Source organism: Cupriavidus numazuensis, from assembly GCF_905397435.1.
GTDB classification, from domain to species: Bacteria; Pseudomonadota; Gammaproteobacteria; order Burkholderiales; family Burkholderiaceae; genus Cupriavidus; species Cupriavidus numazuensis.
Map to the genome: position 1 here is coordinate 66034 of NZ_CAJPVI010000017.1, position 16809 is coordinate 82842.

The 16809-nt window shown below is 67.1% G+C and carries 17 protein-coding genes; 1 reads left to right on the forward strand and 16 read right to left on the reverse strand.

The features are described 5' to 3' along the window. Positions 1-36 precede the first annotated feature (36 nt). From ccmI to KHO41_RS15350, 16 genes are all read right to left on the reverse strand, one after another. Entirely contained in the window at positions 37-1254 is a 1218-nt protein-coding gene (gene ccmI / locus KHO41_RS15275) for a c-type cytochrome biogenesis protein CcmI (protein WP_211954122.1), read from the reverse strand. Further along, positions 1251-1742 carry a cytochrome c-type biogenesis protein gene (locus KHO41_RS15280; protein ID WP_211954123.1) on the reverse strand — a complete coding sequence of 164 codons (492 nt, stop codon included), beginning with the start codon at positions 1740-1742 and terminating at the stop codon, positions 1251-1253. The genes ccmI and KHO41_RS15280 overlap by 4 nt, the downstream gene beginning before the upstream one ends. Beyond that, positions 1735-2274 carry a DsbE family thiol:disulfide interchange protein gene (locus KHO41_RS15285; RefSeq protein WP_211954124.1) on the reverse strand — a complete coding sequence of 180 codons (540 nt, stop codon included), beginning with the start codon at positions 2272-2274 and terminating at the stop codon, positions 1735-1737. The genes KHO41_RS15280 and KHO41_RS15285 overlap by 8 nt, the downstream gene beginning before the upstream one ends. Next, complete coding sequence (locus KHO41_RS15290; RefSeq protein ID WP_211954125.1) at positions 2271-4292, reverse strand: heme lyase CcmF/NrfE family subunit; 2022 nt, start codon at positions 4290-4292, stop codon at positions 2271-2273. Before KHO41_RS15290 ends, KHO41_RS15285 begins: the two co-directional genes overlap by 4 nt. Then, on the reverse strand, positions 4289-4768 hold the full coding sequence (gene ccmE, locus KHO41_RS15295) for a cytochrome c maturation protein CcmE (RefSeq protein WP_211954126.1): 480 nt from the start codon (positions 4766-4768) through the stop codon (positions 4289-4291). The genes KHO41_RS15290 and ccmE overlap by 4 nt, the downstream gene beginning before the upstream one ends. After that, positions 4765-4911, reverse strand: coding sequence for a heme exporter protein CcmD (locus KHO41_RS15300; RefSeq protein ID WP_211954127.1), 147 nt, complete (start codon positions 4909-4911; stop codon positions 4765-4767). Before KHO41_RS15300 ends, ccmE begins: the two co-directional genes overlap by 4 nt. After that, positions 4908-5699 carry a heme ABC transporter permease gene (locus KHO41_RS15305; RefSeq protein WP_211954128.1) on the reverse strand — a complete coding sequence of 264 codons (792 nt, stop codon included), beginning with the start codon at positions 5697-5699 and terminating at the stop codon, positions 4908-4910. Before KHO41_RS15305 ends, KHO41_RS15300 begins: the two co-directional genes overlap by 4 nt. Before the next feature lie 5 nt (positions 5700-5704). After that, the gene (gene ccmB / locus KHO41_RS15310) at positions 5705-6373 is read right to left on the reverse strand and encodes a heme exporter protein CcmB (protein ID WP_211954129.1); all 669 of its coding nucleotides are present in this window, start codon (positions 6371-6373) and stop codon (positions 5705-5707) included. A gap of 7 nt (positions 6374-6380) precedes the next feature. Continuing rightward, positions 6381-7061, reverse strand: coding sequence for a cytochrome c biogenesis heme-transporting ATPase CcmA (gene ccmA, locus KHO41_RS15315; RefSeq protein WP_211954130.1), 681 nt, complete (start codon positions 7059-7061; stop codon positions 6381-6383). Between the two features lie 3 nt (positions 7062-7064). Next, positions 7065-7652, reverse strand: coding sequence for a NapC/NirT family cytochrome c (locus KHO41_RS15320; RefSeq protein ID WP_211954131.1), 588 nt, complete (start codon positions 7650-7652; stop codon positions 7065-7067). Between the two features lie 21 nt (positions 7653-7673). Then, complete coding sequence (locus KHO41_RS15325) at positions 7674-8174, reverse strand: nitrate reductase cytochrome c-type subunit (protein WP_211954132.1); 501 nt, start codon at positions 8172-8174, stop codon at positions 7674-7676. Between the two features lie 31 nt (positions 8175-8205). Next, a complete protein-coding gene (gene napA / locus KHO41_RS15330; RefSeq protein WP_211954133.1) occupies positions 8206-10701 on the reverse strand; it encodes a periplasmic nitrate reductase subunit alpha in 2496 nt (831 codons plus the stop codon). Further along, a complete protein-coding gene (locus KHO41_RS15335; protein WP_211954134.1) occupies positions 10673-11011 on the reverse strand; it encodes a chaperone NapD in 339 nt (112 codons plus the stop codon). The genes napA and KHO41_RS15335 overlap by 29 nt, the downstream gene beginning before the upstream one ends. Before the next feature lie 92 nt (positions 11012-11103). Further along, complete coding sequence (napE, locus tag KHO41_RS15340) at positions 11104-11268, reverse strand: periplasmic nitrate reductase, NapE protein (RefSeq protein WP_211954202.1); 165 nt, start codon at positions 11266-11268, stop codon at positions 11104-11106. Between the two features lie 252 nt (positions 11269-11520). Next, positions 11521-12072, reverse strand: a complete 552-nt coding sequence (locus KHO41_RS15345; protein ID WP_211954135.1) for a hypothetical protein — start codon at positions 12070-12072, stop codon at positions 11521-11523. Positions 12073-12230: 158 nt separating this feature from the next. Then, positions 12231-14954 carry a LuxR C-terminal-related transcriptional regulator gene (locus tag KHO41_RS15350; RefSeq protein ID WP_244873856.1) on the reverse strand — a complete coding sequence of 908 codons (2724 nt, stop codon included), beginning with the start codon at positions 14952-14954 and terminating at the stop codon, positions 12231-12233. A 282-nt stretch (positions 14955-15236) separates the two neighbouring features. Between KHO41_RS15350 and KHO41_RS15355 the strand changes: the two genes are divergently transcribed. Next, positions 15237-16793 carry a long-chain-fatty-acid--CoA ligase gene (locus tag KHO41_RS15355; RefSeq protein WP_211954137.1) on the forward strand — a complete coding sequence of 519 codons (1557 nt, stop codon included), beginning with the start codon at positions 15237-15239 and terminating at the stop codon, positions 16791-16793. Positions 16794-16809: the final 16 nt, after the last annotated feature.

The window sequence follows — 16809 nt, forward strand, 5'->3', positions numbered from 1 at the left end:
CTTCCGCCGCTTGCCAGGTGGCGCGCGGCGGGTGGGTCAACGTGCGGCGGTCCCCATGGCGCTGATGACGATGCGCACGTCGCCTGTGCCGATCCGCACGGGGCCCGCGTGGCCTACGAGGTCTCCTGCCTGCGGCATCGCATTGCCGCTTGCCGAAATGCGCGCCTCGACAATGACCTGCTCCTGCGCCGACAGTTTGCGTTCGGGCGTCAGCGCAAGGGAATCGTCCAGCGTGAATTGCAGTGGCAGGTCGCGCACGGTCCGGCGCAGCACGGCCAGCGGCATGCGTGGGCCGTCCACAGTGCGCGCATAGACAAAGACCGTTTCATCGGGGCCGGGCGTGCGGCCGGCATCGGGCGCGAGCGTGAGGATTCCGCTGATGCTGCCGTTGGTCGCAACGGGCGCCTTGGTGTCGCCCCGCGCGGCGGCCAGGTTTGCCGCGACCCGTGCGGCGGTCTGCGAATCGGGCGGCAGCAGGCGATAGAGGCGCTCCCAGTAACGGATGGCCTGCGCGGTTTCGCCGCGCTCGGCGGCGGCGCTCCCGGCCAGCGCCAGGCCCTTCGGGTCATCGGCATCGAGCGCGAGCGCGCGCTGGATCTGCTCCATCGCCGGTCCTTCGAGCGAGCCGCCGCTGAGGCTGGCCAGCACATCGGCATAGTCGGAGCGCAGTGCCGCTACGTCGGGCGCGAGCGCGACTGCCTTCGCGTAGGCCGCGGCGGCATCGTCATAGCGCTGCAGCGCGGTGTACGAACGCGCGAGCATCGACCACCCTTCGGGATCGTCTGGCTTGTCGTGCAGGCGTGTCGCGAGCTGGTTCACCATGCCCTCGACCTGCGCGACGCTGAGGTCGTGCTGTCCGTCCCCGAGAGCGTGCATATCGCTGGCATCCCAGAGTGCGACAGGGTTGCCGAGATGCAGATAAAGCAGGATGGCCGCACTTGGCAGCAGCGCGAGCAATGCTGCGGCGAGCAGCGTGGAGGAACGCTGGCTGCGGGCCGCGATCGTTGGCTCGCCAGCGTCGTCGAGCAGGCGGCGTGCAAGTTCGTCGCGCGCCTGCTCATGGCGCGCCGGGCTCAGCGTGCCGGCGCGTAGGTCGGTGTCGAGTTCGCGCAACTGGTCGCGGTAGATCTCGCGTAGAGCCGGCGCGGGACGGTCTGACACCGCCGCACCGGAAGGTTGGCGCAACAGCGGCCACAGCAGGCCGGCCATGGTGACGGCCATCAACGCGGCGGCGAGGAACCAGAAGGTCGTCATGGCGGCGATAGCGGTGGCAACGTGTCGATCGAATGCGAGGACCGCTGCGGTGGCGGTTCGTCAAGCAATTCCGCCAGCCTGCGGCGTTCGGCGTCGTCCAGCGGAGCAGTCGGCGCCGCGCGGCGCGAACGGGCGCGCCACAGGGCCGCCAGCACCACCATCAACAACAGCAGCGGCCCGAACCACAGCAGCCACGTCATCGGCTTGAGCGGCGGCTTGTAGAGCACGAAGTCGCCGTAGCGCTGTACGAGGTATTGCTTGACGGCCTCGTCGCTGGCGCCCTGGCGTAATTGTTCGCGGATTTGCCGGCGCAGGTCGACTGCGAGTTCGGCGTTGGAGTCGGCCAGCGTCTGGTTCTGGCAGACGAGGCAGCGCAGTTGTTCCGACAGCGCGTGGACGCGCGCGTCGAGGTCGGCGTCGGTAGGGGCGGCGGCGTTGGCATGCAGGGCGAACACCATCACGCCGCAAGCGAACGCATGCCTACGCATGGCCATCTCCCTTTTCCAGCGATTCCAGCAGCGGGATCAGCTTGTGTTCCAGCACCTCCTGCGTCACCGGACCGACCTGCTTGTAGCGCACCACGCCGTTCCTGTCGATAACGAAGGTCTCCGGCACACCATACACGCCGAAGTCGATGCCCACGCGCCCGTCTGCGTCGACGAGCGACGCCGCATACGGATTGCCCATGCGCCGCAGCCAGTCGCGCGCGGCATCGTCGTGGTCCTTGTAGTTGAGGCCGTATAGCGGCACTTGCGAACGCGCCGCGAAGTCGACCAGCACCGGATGCTCAGCGCGGCACGCCGTGCACCATGAGGCCCAGACATTGAGCAGCCACACCTTGCCGCGCAAGTCGGCCGCACCGAGCTTGTGGCCGTCCTGTTCGAGCACCGGCAGCACGAACGCGGGCGCGGGCTTGCCGACCAGCGGTGACGGAAGCTCGCGTGGATCGTGACGCAAGCCTGCGGCCAGCGCCACAGCGAGCACCAGGAACACCGCGAGCGGCAGCAGGAAGCGCATCATGCCTGCGTCTCCTCACCGCCGGCGAGCGCCAGTGCGGGCGCCTGGGGCTCGGGGACAATCGCCTCCGGTGCCACGGCGCTGGCAGCCTGCCGTTGCAGCCGGTAGCGCCGGTCACAGGTCGCGAGCAGCCCGCCGATCGCCATCAGCACGCAGCCGCCCCAGATCCAGTCGACGAAGGGCTTGACGTGGATGCGCACGGCCCAGCGGCCGTCGCCGAGCGATTCACCGAGCGCCACGTAGAGATCGCGCGTGAAGCCGCTGTCGATGGCGGCCTCGGTGGTGGGCATGTCCTGGCTGCGGTAGATGCGGCGCTCCGGCATCAGCGTGGCTACCGTCCTGCCGTGGCGCGACACGCCGATGGTGCCCCGCAGCGCTTCGTAGTTCGGGCCCGTGGCGGGACTGACGCCGCCGAAGCGGAATGCATGCTCGCCGACCGCGGCAGTCTCGCCGGGCCGCATCGGCAGCTCGCGCAGGCTTTCCTGGCTGCTCACCAGCGTCACGCCCGCGATGAACACGCCCACGCCAAGGTGCGCCAGCAGCATGCCGTAGAAGCCGGCAGGCAGTTGCCGCAGCGCGGCCAGCCGGCGTCCGCGCTGATTGCGCAGCCGTGCGGCCACGCTTGCCGCCGCGCTTGCTGCGCACCAGGCCGCGAGCAGCAGGCCGAGGCCGGTCAGTGCGGATGCATTGCGCAGGATCAGCAGCAGCCCGGCACCAATCACGAGGCTGGCCGCCGCGGCCCAGCGCAGCCGGCGCGTCATGTCCGGCAACTCGCCCTGCCGCCAGCGCACGAGCGGCGCGGCGCCCATCAGCAGCACGGCAGGCGCCATCAGCGGGACGAAAACCTGCTCGAAGTACGCCGGGCCCACCGAGATCTTGCCGAGGCCCAGCACATCGACCAGCAGCGGGTAGAGGGTGCCGAGCAGCACTGTGGCGGCCGCGATGGCCAGCAGCACGTTGTTGGCGAGCAGGAATGATTCCCGCGACAGCAGGCTGAACGCCGTGCGCCGCGCGAGTCGCGGCGCGCGCCACGCAAACAGTGCCAGCGCCAGTCCCGTTACCAGCCCCAGCAGAGCGAGGATGAAGATGCCGCGCTTCGGGTCCACCGCGAACGCGTGGACTGAAGTCAGCACACCCGAGCGGACCAGGAAGGTGCCGAGCAGGCTCAGCGAGAACGTGAAGATGGCGAGCAGCGCGGTCCAGGCGCGGAACGCGCCGCGTTTTTCCGTGACGGCAAGCGAATGCATCAACGCCGTGCCGGCAAGCCACGGCATGAACGATGCATTTTCCACCGGATCCCAGAACCACCAGCCGCCCCAGCCCAACTCGTAGTACGCCCACGCGCTGCCCAGCATGATGCCGAGCGTCAGGAACATCCAGGCGACGGTGGTCCACGGCCGCGCCCAGCGTGCCCAAGCGGCGTCGAGGCGCCCTTCCAGCAGCGCCGCCACGGCAAAGGCAAAGGTCACGGCAAAGCCAACGTATCCCATGTAGAGCATCGGCGGATGGAACACCATGCCCGGGTCTTGCAGCAGCGGGTTGAGGTCGCGGCCAGCCATCGCAGGCGGCAGCAGGCGGATGAACGGATTGGACGCGAACAGCAGGAACAGCAGCAGGCCGCTACTGATTGCGCCCATCACGCCGAGCACGCGCGCCACCACGGGCAGCGGCAGGCGGCGGCTGAAGACCGAGACCGCCAGCGACCACAACGCCAGCATCAGCGTCCACAGCAGCATCGAGCCTTCGTGTCCGCCCCACACGGCAGCCAGCCGGTAGGCGAGTGGCAAGTCGCTGTTCGAATTTGCGGCGACGTAGCGCACACTGAAGTCGTTGCCCGCGAAGGCCAGCGTCAGTGTCACGTAGGCCAGCACTACCAGCGCGCACTGCACACGCGCTGCGGGCCTTGCGACGGACATCCACGCCGCGCTGGCGCTCGCGGCGCCGGCCAGCGGCAGCATAGCCTGCACCATGGCGGCCAATAGCGCCACGATCAGTGCAAAGTGTCCCAGTTCCGGGATCATCGCTGCGCCCCCCGTTCGCCTTCCGCGAGCTGGCTGGCCATGCGGCGGTTGACCTGCTCGGCCTGCTTCAGCGCATCGGCGGCTTCGGGCGGCATGTAGTTCTCGTCGTGCTTGGCCAGCACCTCGCTGGCGATGAAGGTGCCGCTGCCGTCGAGCGTACCGCGCGCCACCACGCCCTTGCCTTCGCGGAACAGGTCCGGCAGCAGGCCGCGGTAGAGTACGGGTACCTCGCGCGCCTTGTCTGTGACGATGAAGCGTATGGTCATGCCATCGCCCTCGCGGCGGATGGAGCCGGGCGCGACCAGCCCGCCGAGCCGGAAGCTGCGCGCGGCCGGCGCCTCGTGCGCGGCGACCTGGCTCGGGCTGAAGAAGAACACCAGGTTCGAGCGGAAGGCGTTTAGGACCAGCGCAAGCGCGACACCCGCGCAGGCCAGCGCGGCCAGTAGCATGCCGAGGCGGCGCTGGCGTGGCGTCATCGCAGTGCGCGCTGTGCAGCGCTCGCGCGGCTGCGCCGTGCCAGCAGGACCAGTTCCATGCCGATCAGCGCGAACGCCATGCCGAACGCGCCCGCGATATACCCGGCATGACCGGTCAGCGAAGCCAGTGTGAATCCACTCATGGTGCAGTCTCCCGAAGGTCGGCCGCCAGCGTGCCGGCTTCGCCGCGCTCCCGCAGGATGCAGCGCACGCGCACCAGCGCCACGGCGATCGTGTACATCCAGCACGCTAGCGTCATCACCAGCATGCCGGCCAGCATGGTCGCGGCCATCGAAGGCGCCGCGGTCAGGCTGACCGACGCGCCCTGGTGCAGCGTGTTCCACCACTGCACGGAGAAGTAGATCACGGGAACGTTCGCCACGCCGACCAGCGCGAGCACCGCGCAGGCGCGCTCGGCACGCCGCGGCTCGTCGATGGCGGCCTCCAGTGCGATGAAGCCGAGATACAGGAACAGCAGGATCAGCTCCGATGTCAGCCGCGCATCCCACACCCACCACGTGCCCCAGGTCGGCTTTCCCCACAGCGCGCCGGTCCACAGCGCAATCGCGGTGAACAGCGCGCCGGTCGGCGCCAGCGCGGAGGCCATCATCGACGACAGCCGCGTGCGCAGCACCAGCGCCAGCGCGCAATAGCCGGCCATGACCACGTAGATGAACATCGACATCCAGGCGGCCGGTACGTGGATGAAGATGATGCGGTAGACCTCGCCCTGCTGCGCATCGGTGGGCGCCACGACGAAGCCGATCCAGAGTCCGGCCACGAGCAGCAGCGCGGCGGCGGCGAAGAACCATGGCGCGAGCTTGCCGGCAAGCGGGTAGAAGCGCACCGGCGCGGCGAACGCAAGCCAGCGCGATCGCCGCATTGGAATCCGGTCACTGGCAACGTGGGCGGGATGCAGCGGTTGGCTCATGCCGTCTACTCCATGGCGATGCGCAGCCCCGCCGCGGTGGCGAGCGGGCACAGGAACAGCGACAGCGCCAGGCACGCGCCCAGCAGCGAGAACTGCGGCATCACATCGAGCCCGGCATCGGCCGCGGCGCCCGCGCTCGCGCCGAACACCAGCACCGGCACGCACAGTGGCAGTACCAGGATGCATAGCAGCACGGCACCGCCGCGCACGCCCAGCGTAAGCGCGGCACCGACCGCGCCGATCAGGCTCAGCGCCGGCGTGCCGACCAGCAGCGATGCCGACAGTAGCAGCGCGGACCCGGCGGGCAGGCTGTACTGCTGCGCCAGCAGCGGCGTGAGCAGCAGCAACGGCAGCCCGCTGGTCAGCCAGTGCGCGCAGATCTTCGCCAGCACCAGCAAGGCCAGCGGTTGCGGCGAAAGCAGCAACTGGTCGAGACTGCCATCGGCGTACTCCTGAGCGAACAGCCGCGACAGCGACAACATCGACGCCAGCAGCGCCGCCACCCACAGGATGCCCGGCGCGAGCGCGCGCAGTTGCTGCGGTTCGGGGCCGATGGCTAGCGGGAACAGGCTCGCGGCGATGACAAAGAACACCACGCTGCCAAGCAGGCTGCCGCGCCGCCGCCAGGCGAGCGACAGGTCGTGCATGACAATGGCGCCAAGGGTCGCGAGCATGGCGCGGTCAGACGGGCGCAAGCGCTTGCGCGCCGCCGATTTGGAGCACTTCGCCGCCGCCGGGCAACAGCCGGTGCGTGGCGATTACCGCCATGCCGCCGTCGCGCAGGTGCTCGCCAAGCAGGTCGTGAAAGCGGGCGGCCGATTCGTCATCGACCGAGGTGAGCGGTTCGTCGAGCAGCCAGAGCGCACGCCGGACCCGCGCCAGCCGCGCCAGCGCGACGCGGCGGCGCTGGCCTTGCGACAGCGTCCGCACCGGAACGTGCATGGCCTTTCCGATGCCGAGCCGGGAGAGCGCCGCGCGCACCGCCTCGTCCGACTGCTGCAGGCCGGCGAGCCGCGCCGCGTAGCGCAGATGCTCGCCTGCGGTCAGGTCCGTATCGATGCCGTCGGCATGGCCCAGGTAGGCGAGTGACTGCAGGTAGGCCGGATCGCCCGCGCGCACGGCTCTGCCAAGCCAGCTGACGCTGCCCCCTGACGGCTGCAGCAGCCCGCTCAGTACGCGCAGCAACGAAGACTTGCCGCTGCCGTTCGGACCCATGACCTGCACCAGGCCACCGGGTCCGACTCCGAAGTCGATGCCGTCAAAGACCGGGCGCCCCCCGCGCGCGAACGCCAGCTCGCTGGCCCGCAACGCCGGGCCACCGGCAATGCCATCACAGGAGAGCCCGGGAGAGGGGATCGGCACGCGCTATTTTTCCTCGGCCTTTGACACGTCGGGCAGGTGGTGGGCAATGCCCTTGTGGCAGTCGATACAGGTCTTTTCCTTGTTTTCCAGGTAGGTCGAATGCATGGCCTGCGCGCGCGGGCTCTGGCGCGTGAAATCCATCGACTGGTAATCGTGGCAGTTGCGGCATTCGAGCGAATCGTTGGCCTTGAAGCGCGCCCACTCGTGTTGCGCCAGCACCAGGCGGTGTTCCTGGAACTTCTCTCGCGTGTCGATCGTGCCGAAGATCTTGGCCCAGACCTCCTTGGACGCCTGCATCTTGCGCGCCATCTTGGTGGTCCAGTTGTGCGGCACATGGCAGTCCGAGCACTTGGCGCGCACGCCGCTGCGGTTGGTGAAGTGGATGGTGCCTTGCAGTTCCTGGTAGACGTTGTCGCGCATCTCATGGCAACCGGTGCAGAACTGCTCGGTATTGGTCAGCTCCAGCGCAGTGTTGAACGCGCCCCAGAACATCACCCCGGCGATGAAGCCGCCCAGCGTCAGGAAGCCCAGGCTGAAATAGGCGCTGGGCCGGTTGATGGTCCGCCAGTAGCGCTTGATGAGATCCAGCATGGCGCGCACCTGTCTTGTTGTTTATTTGCCCGCGCTCTTGGCGCCTGGCTTGCGCTTGAGCATTGTTTCCACATCGACGAAGCTGTTGCCCACGAGCGGTTTGGCGTCAGCCTGCGGCACATGGCATTGCGTGCAGAAGTAACGCCGCGGCGAGACATCGGCCAGCACATTGTTGTCGCGGTCCATGTAATGCGTGATGCTGACCGGAATGGCCTGCGTCTCTTCGGTGCGCGTGCGCGCATGGCAGAACATGCAGCGGTTGAAGTCCTTGTCGAGCTGGTAGCCGTCGATCTTGTGCGGGATCGTCGGCGGCTGCATGGTGTAGTTGCGCGTGCGCCGGATATCCTTGTTCTCGGTCGGGTACAGGATCGGGGCCTTGGTCTCGTTGGCCACGGGCGTGGGGCCACGCATGGCGTCGACCACGCCCTGCGCGCCGGCGGGCGCGGCTGCGAACATGGCGAATGCCGCCAGCAGCCAGGTACACAAGGCCAGCAGCGGTGCCCAGGATCGGCTCGGCATCATGGCGTCTCCTTTTGTAGGTTGGCGTGGGCGGCTACACCTTGACGATCTTCACCGCGCACTTCTTGTAGTCGGTCTGCAGCGAGATCGGGCAGGTCGCGTCGAGCGTGACCTTGTTGATGAGCTGGCTTGCATCGAACCACGGCACGAACACCAGGCCACGCGGCGGTGCGTCACGGCCGCGTGTTTCCACGCGCGAACGCATGCGGCCGCGCCGCGACACCACTTCGACCTCGACACCGCGCCGCAGCCCCATGGCCTTGGCGTCTTCGGGATGCATGAACACCACGGCGTTGGGGAAGGCCCGGTACAGCTCGGGCACGCGCCGCGTCATCGAGCCGGAATGCCAGTGTTCCAGCACGCGCCCTGTGGCGAGCCAGAACGGGTATTCCTTGTCCGGCGATTCAGGTGGCGGCTCATACGGCAGCGCGAAGATCACGGCCTTGCCGTCGGGGTTGCCGTAGAACTGGAAGCCGGTGCCGGCCTTGACATACGGATCGCTGCCTTCGCGGTAGCGCCAGCGTGTTTCCTTGCCATTGACCACGGGCCAGCGCAAACCGCGTTCCTCGTGGTAGCGGTCGAACGGCGCCAGGTCATGACCATGCCCGCGGCCGAAGCTCGCGTATTCCTCGAACAAGCCTTTCTGCACGTAGAAGCCGAATGCCTTGGATTCGGCATTGTGGTATTCGGTGCTGACTTCCTTGATCGGGAACTTGTCGACCTGGCCGTTGCGGTACAGCACGTCGAACAGTGTCTTGCCCTTGTATTCGGGCTTCTTTGCCACGAGTTCGGCGGGCCAGACTTCTTCGACCTTGAAGCGCTTGGAAAACTCCATGAGCTGCCAGAGGTCGGAGCGCGCATCGCCCGGCGCATCGACAAGCTGGTGCCAGAACTGCGTGCGGCGTTCGGCGTTGCCGTAGGCGCCTTCCTTTTCCACCCACATCGCGCTGGGCAGGATGAGGTCCGCCGACAACGCCGTCACGGTCGGGTACGCGTCCGACACGACGATGAAGTTGGCGGGATTGCGGTAGCCCGGCAGGGCTTCCTCCATGATGTTGGCCGCCGCCTGCATATTGTTGTTGACCTGCACCCAGTACGCGTTGAGCTTGCCGTCCTTGAGCATGCGGTTCTGCAGCACGGCGTGGTAGCCCGGCTTGTCGACGATGGTGCCCGGCGGCAGCTTCCAGATGCGCTCGGCTTCCTCGCGGTGCTTGGGGTTGGTGACCACCATGTCGGCCGGCAGCCGGTGCGAGAACGTGCCGACTTCGCGCGCGGTGCCGCACGCGGACGGCTGCCCGGTCAGCGAGAACGGGCTGTTGCCTGGCGTGGCGATCTTGCCGGTCAGCAGGTGGACGTTGTAGACCATGTTGTTGACCCAGCTGCCGCGCGTATGCTGGTTGAATCCCATGGTCCACAACGACATCACCTTGACGTTGGGGTCTGCGTACAGCTCGGCGAGCTGCTTGAGCTTGTCCTTCGGTACGCCGGAGAGCTTGCTGACGTAGTCGGCGTCGTATTTGGAGACGAACTTGGCGAACTCGTCGAAGGTGATGGGCTTCGAATCGCCGGGATTGGCCGCGTTCTTTGCGGCCTTCTGCAGCGGGTGGTCAGGACGCAGGCCGTAGCCGATTTCGGTCACGCCTTCCTTGAACACCGTGTGCTTGTTGACGAAGTCCTTGTTGACCTTGTTGTTCTGGATGATGTAGTTGGCGATGTAGTTGAGCATCGCCAGGTCGGTCTGCGGCGTGAAGATGATCGGGATATCCGCCAGGTCGAACGAGCGGTGCGTGAAGGTGGACAGCACCGCTACGCGCGTCTTCGGGTGGCTCAGGCGCCGGTCGGTGATGCGCGTCCACAGGATCGGGTGCATCTCCGCCATGTTCGAGCCCCACAGCACGAACGCGTCGGCGGCCTCGAAATCGTCATAGCAGCCCATCGGCTCGTCCATGCCGAAGGTGCGCATGAAGCCCTGCACGGCCGATGCCATGCAATGACGTGCATTCGGGTCGATATTGTTGGAGCGGAAGCCCGCCTTGTAGAGCTTGGACGCCGCGTAGCCTTCCCACACCGTCCACTGGCCGGAGCCGAACATGCCCACCGCGGTCGGGCCTTTTTCCTTGAGTACGCGCTTGAACTGGCGCTCCATCTCGTCGAACGCCTGGTCCCACGTGACCGGTGCGAATTCGCCGTTCTTGTCGTACTTGCCGTTCTTCATGCGCATGAGCGGCTTGGTGAGCCGGTCCTGCCCGTACATGATCTTCGACAGGAAGTAGCCCTTGACGCAGTTCAGGCCCTTGTTGACCTCGCACTGCGGGTCGCCCTGCGTGGCCACCACCTTGTTGTCGCGCACGGCCACCGTGACGCCGCAGCCCGTGCCGCAAAAACGGCATGGCGCCTTCGACCATTTCAGCTTGGTGACTTCGCTGTCGGTGACGAAGTTGGCGGCGTCGGCCGCAAGCGGGATGCCGGCAACCGACGCTGTCGCGGCGATCGCGGTCTGCTTAATGAAATCCCGACGAGAGACTGTCATCGTCGATCTCCTCGTTCATGGCTTCGGCGTCTTCGTTGTGCTGATAGACCAGGGTGGCCGACAGCACGCCTTCGAGCTGGTGAAGGCAGGTCAGCTGCGCGGCAACGGCGCGGGAGGAGGGGGCTTCGACGGTGACGACCAGCTTGCCGGTATCGCTGGCAGCATGGATCTCCACGCCCGTCATGGCTTCGACGGCGGCGCGCACGCGGCTCACGCTGTCAGGATGCGCGTACACGACGATCCCGGCGATATGCCATTCCTCGCCGGTGGAGACCGGCCCGATGGGGATAATGGGTCTTGCAGCTGGCATGCGGTAACTCCAGCTAAAGGCCGTTTAATTCTGTATTGCAGCCTTTTTATGGTTGCCCTGGATGCACTCTCTCTGGCGAGGTGGCTCCGGACTCAATGCGAAGGTGGGCCGCTGATGAGCTGGCTCATCCAGACAATGAAGCCGTAACCGGCCACGGTGATGACCGAAAGCACCGGTACCATCACCGCGGTAAGAAACAGGAAGCTGCGCAATTCTTCCTTCTTGCGCTGCGGATCTTCGACGCCGCCTTTTTCCATCATGGCTTGATGTAATGGGTGGGGCCTTTCGTGCGGCAGGCTTGATATGTGTTACCCATTAAAGAAAGCAGGTGCCAAGGTGTCAAGACTGCACCTGCTTGCAGCGCCGCAGAATGCCGGAGCACGCGCGTCAGTCCAGCCGGATCGGGCCGTATTCTCGCTGCGCCCGGCGCCACTGGATGGGCTTTGCGGCGATGGCAGCGCGAGCGGGCGCTTGCGGTGTGGCGCAAGCGACTCGCGGACGGCTCCGGATCAGTGTACGTCATGCATTGCGCCGCCCCGGGCCGCAGCTACGGATCGGGGCTTGCCGTGTTCGGGGGGCACGGTGGGGCGCATCGCAGACAGCGCAGCGAGGTCAAGTTCGTCGAGTTGTGCGTCGCGCCAGGTGGCGCCGTCCCAGCGCTGGAAGCGCAGTTCAGCCAGTGGCACCTGCGCCACCACGCCGAGCCAGTCGGTCGGGCTGGCGCCGCGGCGCAGCCCGGCCGAAACCATGGCCATGGCTTCCGGGATGTCGATATCGGCCAGGCGCGTGACCGCGGGCCACGGCACGAGACGGCTATCCGAGGCGGGCAGGCCGAAGCGGAACACGCCGTCCTTCTCGGGGAAGGCAGTCCTGGCGGCGGGGTGGCGTTTCCAGCCGGTCCTGGCGGTCGACGGCTCCCATGTTTGCTGGCGCGAAAACCACAGCACGCCGAGCGACGCCGTGGCGTGCAGCGATCTTGCGGGAATCAGCAAGCCGGATTCGGAGATGGCTGGCAACCTCGTGCCGACCGTGTAGTGCCAGACGAAGTTGGTGGGTTTCATGACAAGTCCTCCTGTTCAACACCTCCAGCTTGGGCGCGAATCCTTGCCTGGACAAGCAAGTTTATGAGGCATTGTGCAATGCGGAATAGTGGGGAGGCGTCGGCGTCGCCCTGCCAGGCCGGTTCGTGCGTCAATGTGCGCAGACCGGCCTGTGCGCTTCACGGGATCAGGCCGCGAGAGCGCCCGATGGCGACAGCCTCTGTGCGGTTCTGCGCGCCGAGTTTGGTGTTGATCTTGCGCAGGTGTGACTTCACCGTCAGTTCGGAGAGAAAGAGCTTCTCCGCAATCGCTCGGTTGCGCAGGCCTGCCGACAGCATCTGCAGCACTTCCAGTTCGCGCGCCGTGAGGCTGTCCGACAGGCCGGCCACCAAAGTGGGTTCCGCTTCGTTGGCGACAGGCGCGCCCGGCAGCTTTGCCAGCAGCCGCGTGACGAACTGCGGAGCAATGCCCAGGCCCGCCGCTTGTGCCTGGTATGCCGAAGCCCAACTGCGTACCAGCATGGCCACACGCTCCCCTTCATCGAGGAACGAGCGCACAAAGCCTTCGTGGCTGGCCAGCCGCAGCGCTTCGGTGATTTCCTGCAGCGCCTCGTCGCGCCGCGCAAGGCCGTCGAGCGCGGCGGCGCGCAGGATGCGCAGCTTGATCAGGCGCCAGTAGCGCTGATGCGCGATGGCGGCGCCAATGGCTTCGTCCAGTGCGACGAGTGCCACGGCATGCTGCCCCTGCGCGATTTCCAGGCGGCGCCGCGTGATCGACGGGCGGTCGATGTCATTGGCATGGCCGGCGGTATCGAGTGCTTCCCAGCCGCCATACAGATCGACTGCGCGCAGCGCCTGCTCGGCGGCTTCGAGCCGGCCTTCGAGCGTGGCCACGCGGGCGCGTTCGAGCCACGCCGAGCACACCGACCGTTCGGCGTTGATCTGCTGGCCGAGCAGTTCGAGTTCGGCCAGCACGCGCAGCCACTGTTCCTTGTCGCCGCGCAGCAGCGCCAGGCGCGCGCTCAGCACATGGCAGCCGATTACCGAGTCGGGCGGTCCGTTGGCCTTGGTGTAGGGCAGCGCGTCGGCGAGCAGCCGCGCCATCTCGTCCAAAGCATCGTTCTCGTACAGCGCCAGCGACCACGAGGTGTCGATCGCGGGCTTGTCACCGGTGACGTCCCCCCTCGTGTCGTTCCACGTGCGGGAAGATGCGGTGTGGAAGCGTGCCAGCGCGTTGCCGAGTCGGCCCTGCACCAGGTCGATGAGGCCTTCCAGGCAATCGGCGATGCTGCGCATGAATACCGAGCGCTCATCGGCACCGCGCTGGATCGCGCGCGACAGCACGCTGCGCGCGTCGTCGTAGCGGTGCGTGCAGATCAGGCTGTAGGCGAGCGAGTTGGCGAGGATGCAGTACTGGAACAGGTCGTCGGGCCCCAGCCGGTTGATCTGCACCGTGCTGGCCTGGCGGCAGGCGTCAACCTGATCGGTCATGACGAGCAGCACGCAGCGGATGGTTTCCGCCTCCACGGCGAGCGGCTCGCTGCCCCCGCTGCCCTCACTGGCTTCGAGCGCCTGGATCGCCTCGACGGCCTGCAGGGCATCGGCATAGCGCCGGTTGAGCAGCAATGCCCACGCTCGTGCCAGCCGCAGGCGCGGATGGCGCGCCAGCGCTTCGGGGCGGATCGGGTCGAGCCAGCGCACCAGCAACCGGACGCGGCCGGCGCTCAGCAGCGCATCGGCCTGCCGTGCGATCTCGGGCAGCGCTTCGTCGTGCAAGCCGGCCTGGAGCAGGTGGTCCACCGCCGGCACGGGTCGGTTGTGCTCCAGGTACCAGCGCGCCGCCGCGCGGTGCAGGTCCGTCGCACGGCCCGGCTGTTGCAGGTCGAGCCGGTGCTGCAGGAAGCCGGCAAAGAGCTGGTGGTAGCGATACCAGGTGCGGTCGCCGTCCAGCGGGAACAGCAGCAGGTTGGCGCGCTCGAGGTAATCGATCATCGCGCGGCTGTCTTGCCGGCCCGTGACGGCGTCGCATAGCGACGCGCTGAGCTGCCCGAGCACGCTGGTTTCGAGCAGGAAGGACCGGCAGGCATCGCTTTGCTGCGCGAGGATGTCCTCGGCCAGGTATTCGGCCAGTTCGAGGTTGGTGCCGGAGAACGAGGCCACGAAGGCCGCATGGTCCGTGCGCGTCTGCAAGGACAGCGTGGCCAGGTAGATCGCGGTGGCCCAGCCTTCGGTGCAGCGGTGCAGCGTGGCGATCTCGCTGTCGCGCAGCGGCAGGTGGCAGCGCTCGCGGATCAGCGCGGTGGCTTCCTCCAGCGTGAAGCGCAACTGCGCAGGGTGGATCTCGAGCAGGTGCCCGCGCGCCCGGATGCGTCCCAGGCCGATTTCGGGCGTGATGCGCGAGGCGATGACCAGCGTGCCGCACGGCGGCATGGCTTCGACGAGTTGCTGTACGAAGTTCAGCACAGACGCGCTCTGTACGGTCTCGAAGTCGTCGAGCAGGATGCTGAACGGCAGCACGGCGCCTGCCACCTGTTCGATGATGCGGTGCGCAAGCCGCGGCCCGGTCGTGTCATCGGCGGGCGCGGCGGCGCGCGCGGCCTTGCGCTTGCCATTCAGGGCCTGCAGGCCGGCGTCGAGGTGGACCAGGAACCGTTCGAGGTCGTTATCGCCGCCGTCCACGCGCAACCATGCCGTGCTGCGCTGGCGCGCCGCGCATTGGGCCGCGTATTGCTGCATCAGCGTGGTCTTGCCAAAGCCGGCTGCCGCGCGGATCAGGATCAGCCGCGCCGCGCTGGCATCGAGCATGCCCTGTACGAGCTGCGGTCGCGGCAGGGTCGTCGGACCGCTGGCCGGCGGCACGAGCTTCGACGCCACCAGCCCGCGAGTGGGAGGGGGGGCAGGCAAGGGGATGTCCTCTACTCCTTTGTGCATGGCTTATCCGACGCGTCTGACTGCAGTTTTGCCTGATTTGTGATCAATTCTACGCATATCGGCCATCGGAATCAGGAAAAACGCGATTGTTCCACGCCCGGATACGCCTGTCGTAGTTCTTTCGAACGATTCGGCACCCGCCGGGATTTTCCTCCCTTCGACGGACGACAGCCGACAGTGCGGCTCCTAAAGTGGCCGACTACAGCGGGGCGCCACGCCCGCCCCGCCGCCAACGCACTCCGGAGACTTCGCAGTATGTACCTGACCCAGGGGCTGCATCGCTGTCTGCAGCAAACGCCCGATCGCACGGCCACTATCTTCCGTACCCGCCGCCAGACCTTTCGCCAGCTTGGCGACCGCGTCGCGCGCCTGGCCGGCGCGCTGCGCCAGCTGGGCATGGCCGAAGGCCACCGCGTCAGCATGCTGGCGCTGAACTCGGACCGCTATCTCGAATACATGCTGTCGGTCTGGTGGGGCGGCGGCGTGCTCAATCCCGTCAATACCCGCTGGAGCGTGCCCGAGATCGTCTACTCGCTGGACGATTGCGATACCGGCATCCTGATCGTCGACGACCACTTCCTGCCGATGGTGCCCGGCATCGTCGCCAGCGCCAGCCGCAAGCCGGTGCTGATCCATGCGGGCGACTACCCCACGCCCGACGGCATGCTGTCGTACGAGCAGCTCATCGCGAATGCCACGCCGGTTGAAGACGCGCAGCGCGGCGGCGACGACCTGGCCGCCATCATGTACACGGGCGGCACCACGGGCAAGCCCAAGGGCGTGATGCAGTCGCATATGAACCTGTGGTCGTCGGCCATTTCGCGCATGGCGCAGTATCCGTGCCCCGAAGACACCATCACGCTGCACGCTTGCCCGCTGTTCCACACCGCGGCCATGGCCAAGGCGGTGACGCTCTTCGTCGCTGGCGCCACGCATGCCCTGATTCCCGCCTTCGACGCGAAGGAAGTGCTGCAGACCATGGTCAGCGAACGGGTCAATGAGATCCTGCTGGTTCCGACCATGCTGCAGGCGGTGCTCTCGCATCCGGACTTTGCCAGCCATGATCTGAGCGGCCTGCAGCGCATCAACTACGGTGCCTCGCCGATCAGCGCTGGCCTGCTCGATGCCGCGCTGGCCGCGCTGCCGCAAGTGCAGTTCTTCCACGCGTACGGCCTGACCGAGGCGGCGCCGGTGGTCTCCGTCAACCCGCCCGTCAATCACGGTCCGGAAGGCCGTACCAGCGGCCTGTACCGCTCGGCCGGCCGCCCCGGCTACGGCGTCACGGTGAAGATCGTCGACGAGCAGGGCGTCGAGGTGCCGCGTAATACCGTCGGCGAAATCATCGTGCGCGGGCCGAACGTCATGCAGGGCTACTGGAACAAGCCCGCCGAGACCGCTGCGACGTTGAAAGACGGCTGGTTGCACACCGGCGACGGCGCCTACATGGATGAAAACGGCTACCTGTTCATCGTCGACCGCCTCAAGGACATGATCGTCAGCGGCGGCGAGAACGTCTACTCGGCGGAAGTCGAGAACGTGCTCTCGCGCCATCCGACCGTGGCGTCTTGTGCCGTGATCGGCGTGCCTGATCCGCGCTGGGGTGAGGCCGTGCATGCGGTGGTCGTCCTGAAGCCCGGCGCACTGGTCGACGAAGCTGGCCTGCGCGAGCACTGCCGCCAGTTCATCGCGGGCTACAAGTGCCCGAAGAGCATCGAGTTCCGCGCCGAGATGCCGCTGTCCGCGGCCGGCAAGATCCTCAAGCGCGATCTGCGCTCCCCGTACTGGAAAGACAGCACCCGGCAGGTCAACTGAAGCGGCCGCCTCCTTC

Excerpts from the sequence above, each read along its gene's own strand:
- ccmI (WP_211954122.1), bottom strand. The coding sequence starts at position 1,254 with ATGACGACCTTCTGGTTCCTCGCCGCCGCGTTGATGGCCGTCACCATG.
- KHO41_RS15280 (WP_211954123.1), bottom strand. The coding sequence starts at position 1,742 with ATGCGTAGGCATGCGTTCGCTTGCGGCGTGATGGTGTTCGCCCTGCAT.
- KHO41_RS15285 (WP_211954124.1), bottom strand. The coding sequence starts at position 2,274 with ATGATGCGCTTCCTGCTGCCGCTCGCGGTGTTCCTGGTGCTCGCTGTG.
- KHO41_RS15290 (WP_211954125.1), bottom strand. The coding sequence starts at position 4,292 with ATGATCCCGGAACTGGGACACTTTGCACTGATCGTGGCGCTATTGGCC.
- ccmE (WP_211954126.1), bottom strand. The coding sequence starts at position 4,768 with ATGACGCCACGCCAGCGCCGCCTCGGCATGCTACTGGCCGCGCTGGCC.
- KHO41_RS15300 (WP_211954127.1), bottom strand. The coding sequence starts at position 4,911 with ATGAGTGGATTCACACTGGCTTCGCTGACCGGTCATGCCGGGTATATC.
- KHO41_RS15305 (WP_211954128.1), bottom strand. The coding sequence starts at position 5,699 with ATGAGCCAACCGCTGCATCCCGCCCACGTTGCCAGTGACCGGATTCCA.
- ccmB (WP_211954129.1), bottom strand. The coding sequence starts at position 6,373 with ATGCTCGCGACCCTTGGCGCCATTGTCATGCACGACCTGTCGCTCGCC.
- KHO41_RS15320 (WP_211954131.1), bottom strand. The coding sequence starts at position 7,652 with ATGCTGGATCTCATCAAGCGCTACTGGCGGACCATCAACCGGCCCAGC.
- KHO41_RS15325 (WP_211954132.1), bottom strand. The coding sequence starts at position 8,174 with ATGATGCCGAGCCGATCCTGGGCACCGCTGCTGGCCTTGTGTACCTGG.
- napA (WP_211954133.1), bottom strand. The coding sequence starts at position 10,701 with ATGACAGTCTCTCGTCGGGATTTCATTAAGCAGACCGCGATCGCCGCG.
- KHO41_RS15335 (WP_211954134.1), bottom strand. The coding sequence starts at position 11,011 with ATGCCAGCTGCAAGACCCATTATCCCCATCGGGCCGGTCTCCACCGGC.
- napE (WP_211954202.1), bottom strand. The coding sequence starts at position 11,268 with ATGGAAAAAGGCGGCGTCGAAGATCCGCAGCGCAAGAAGGAAGAATTG.
- KHO41_RS15345 (WP_211954135.1), bottom strand. The coding sequence starts at position 12,072 with ATGAAACCCACCAACTTCGTCTGGCACTACACGGTCGGCACGAGGTTG.
- KHO41_RS15355 (WP_211954137.1), top strand. The coding sequence starts at position 15,237 with ATGTACCTGACCCAGGGGCTGCATCGCTGTCTGCAGCAAACGCCCGAT.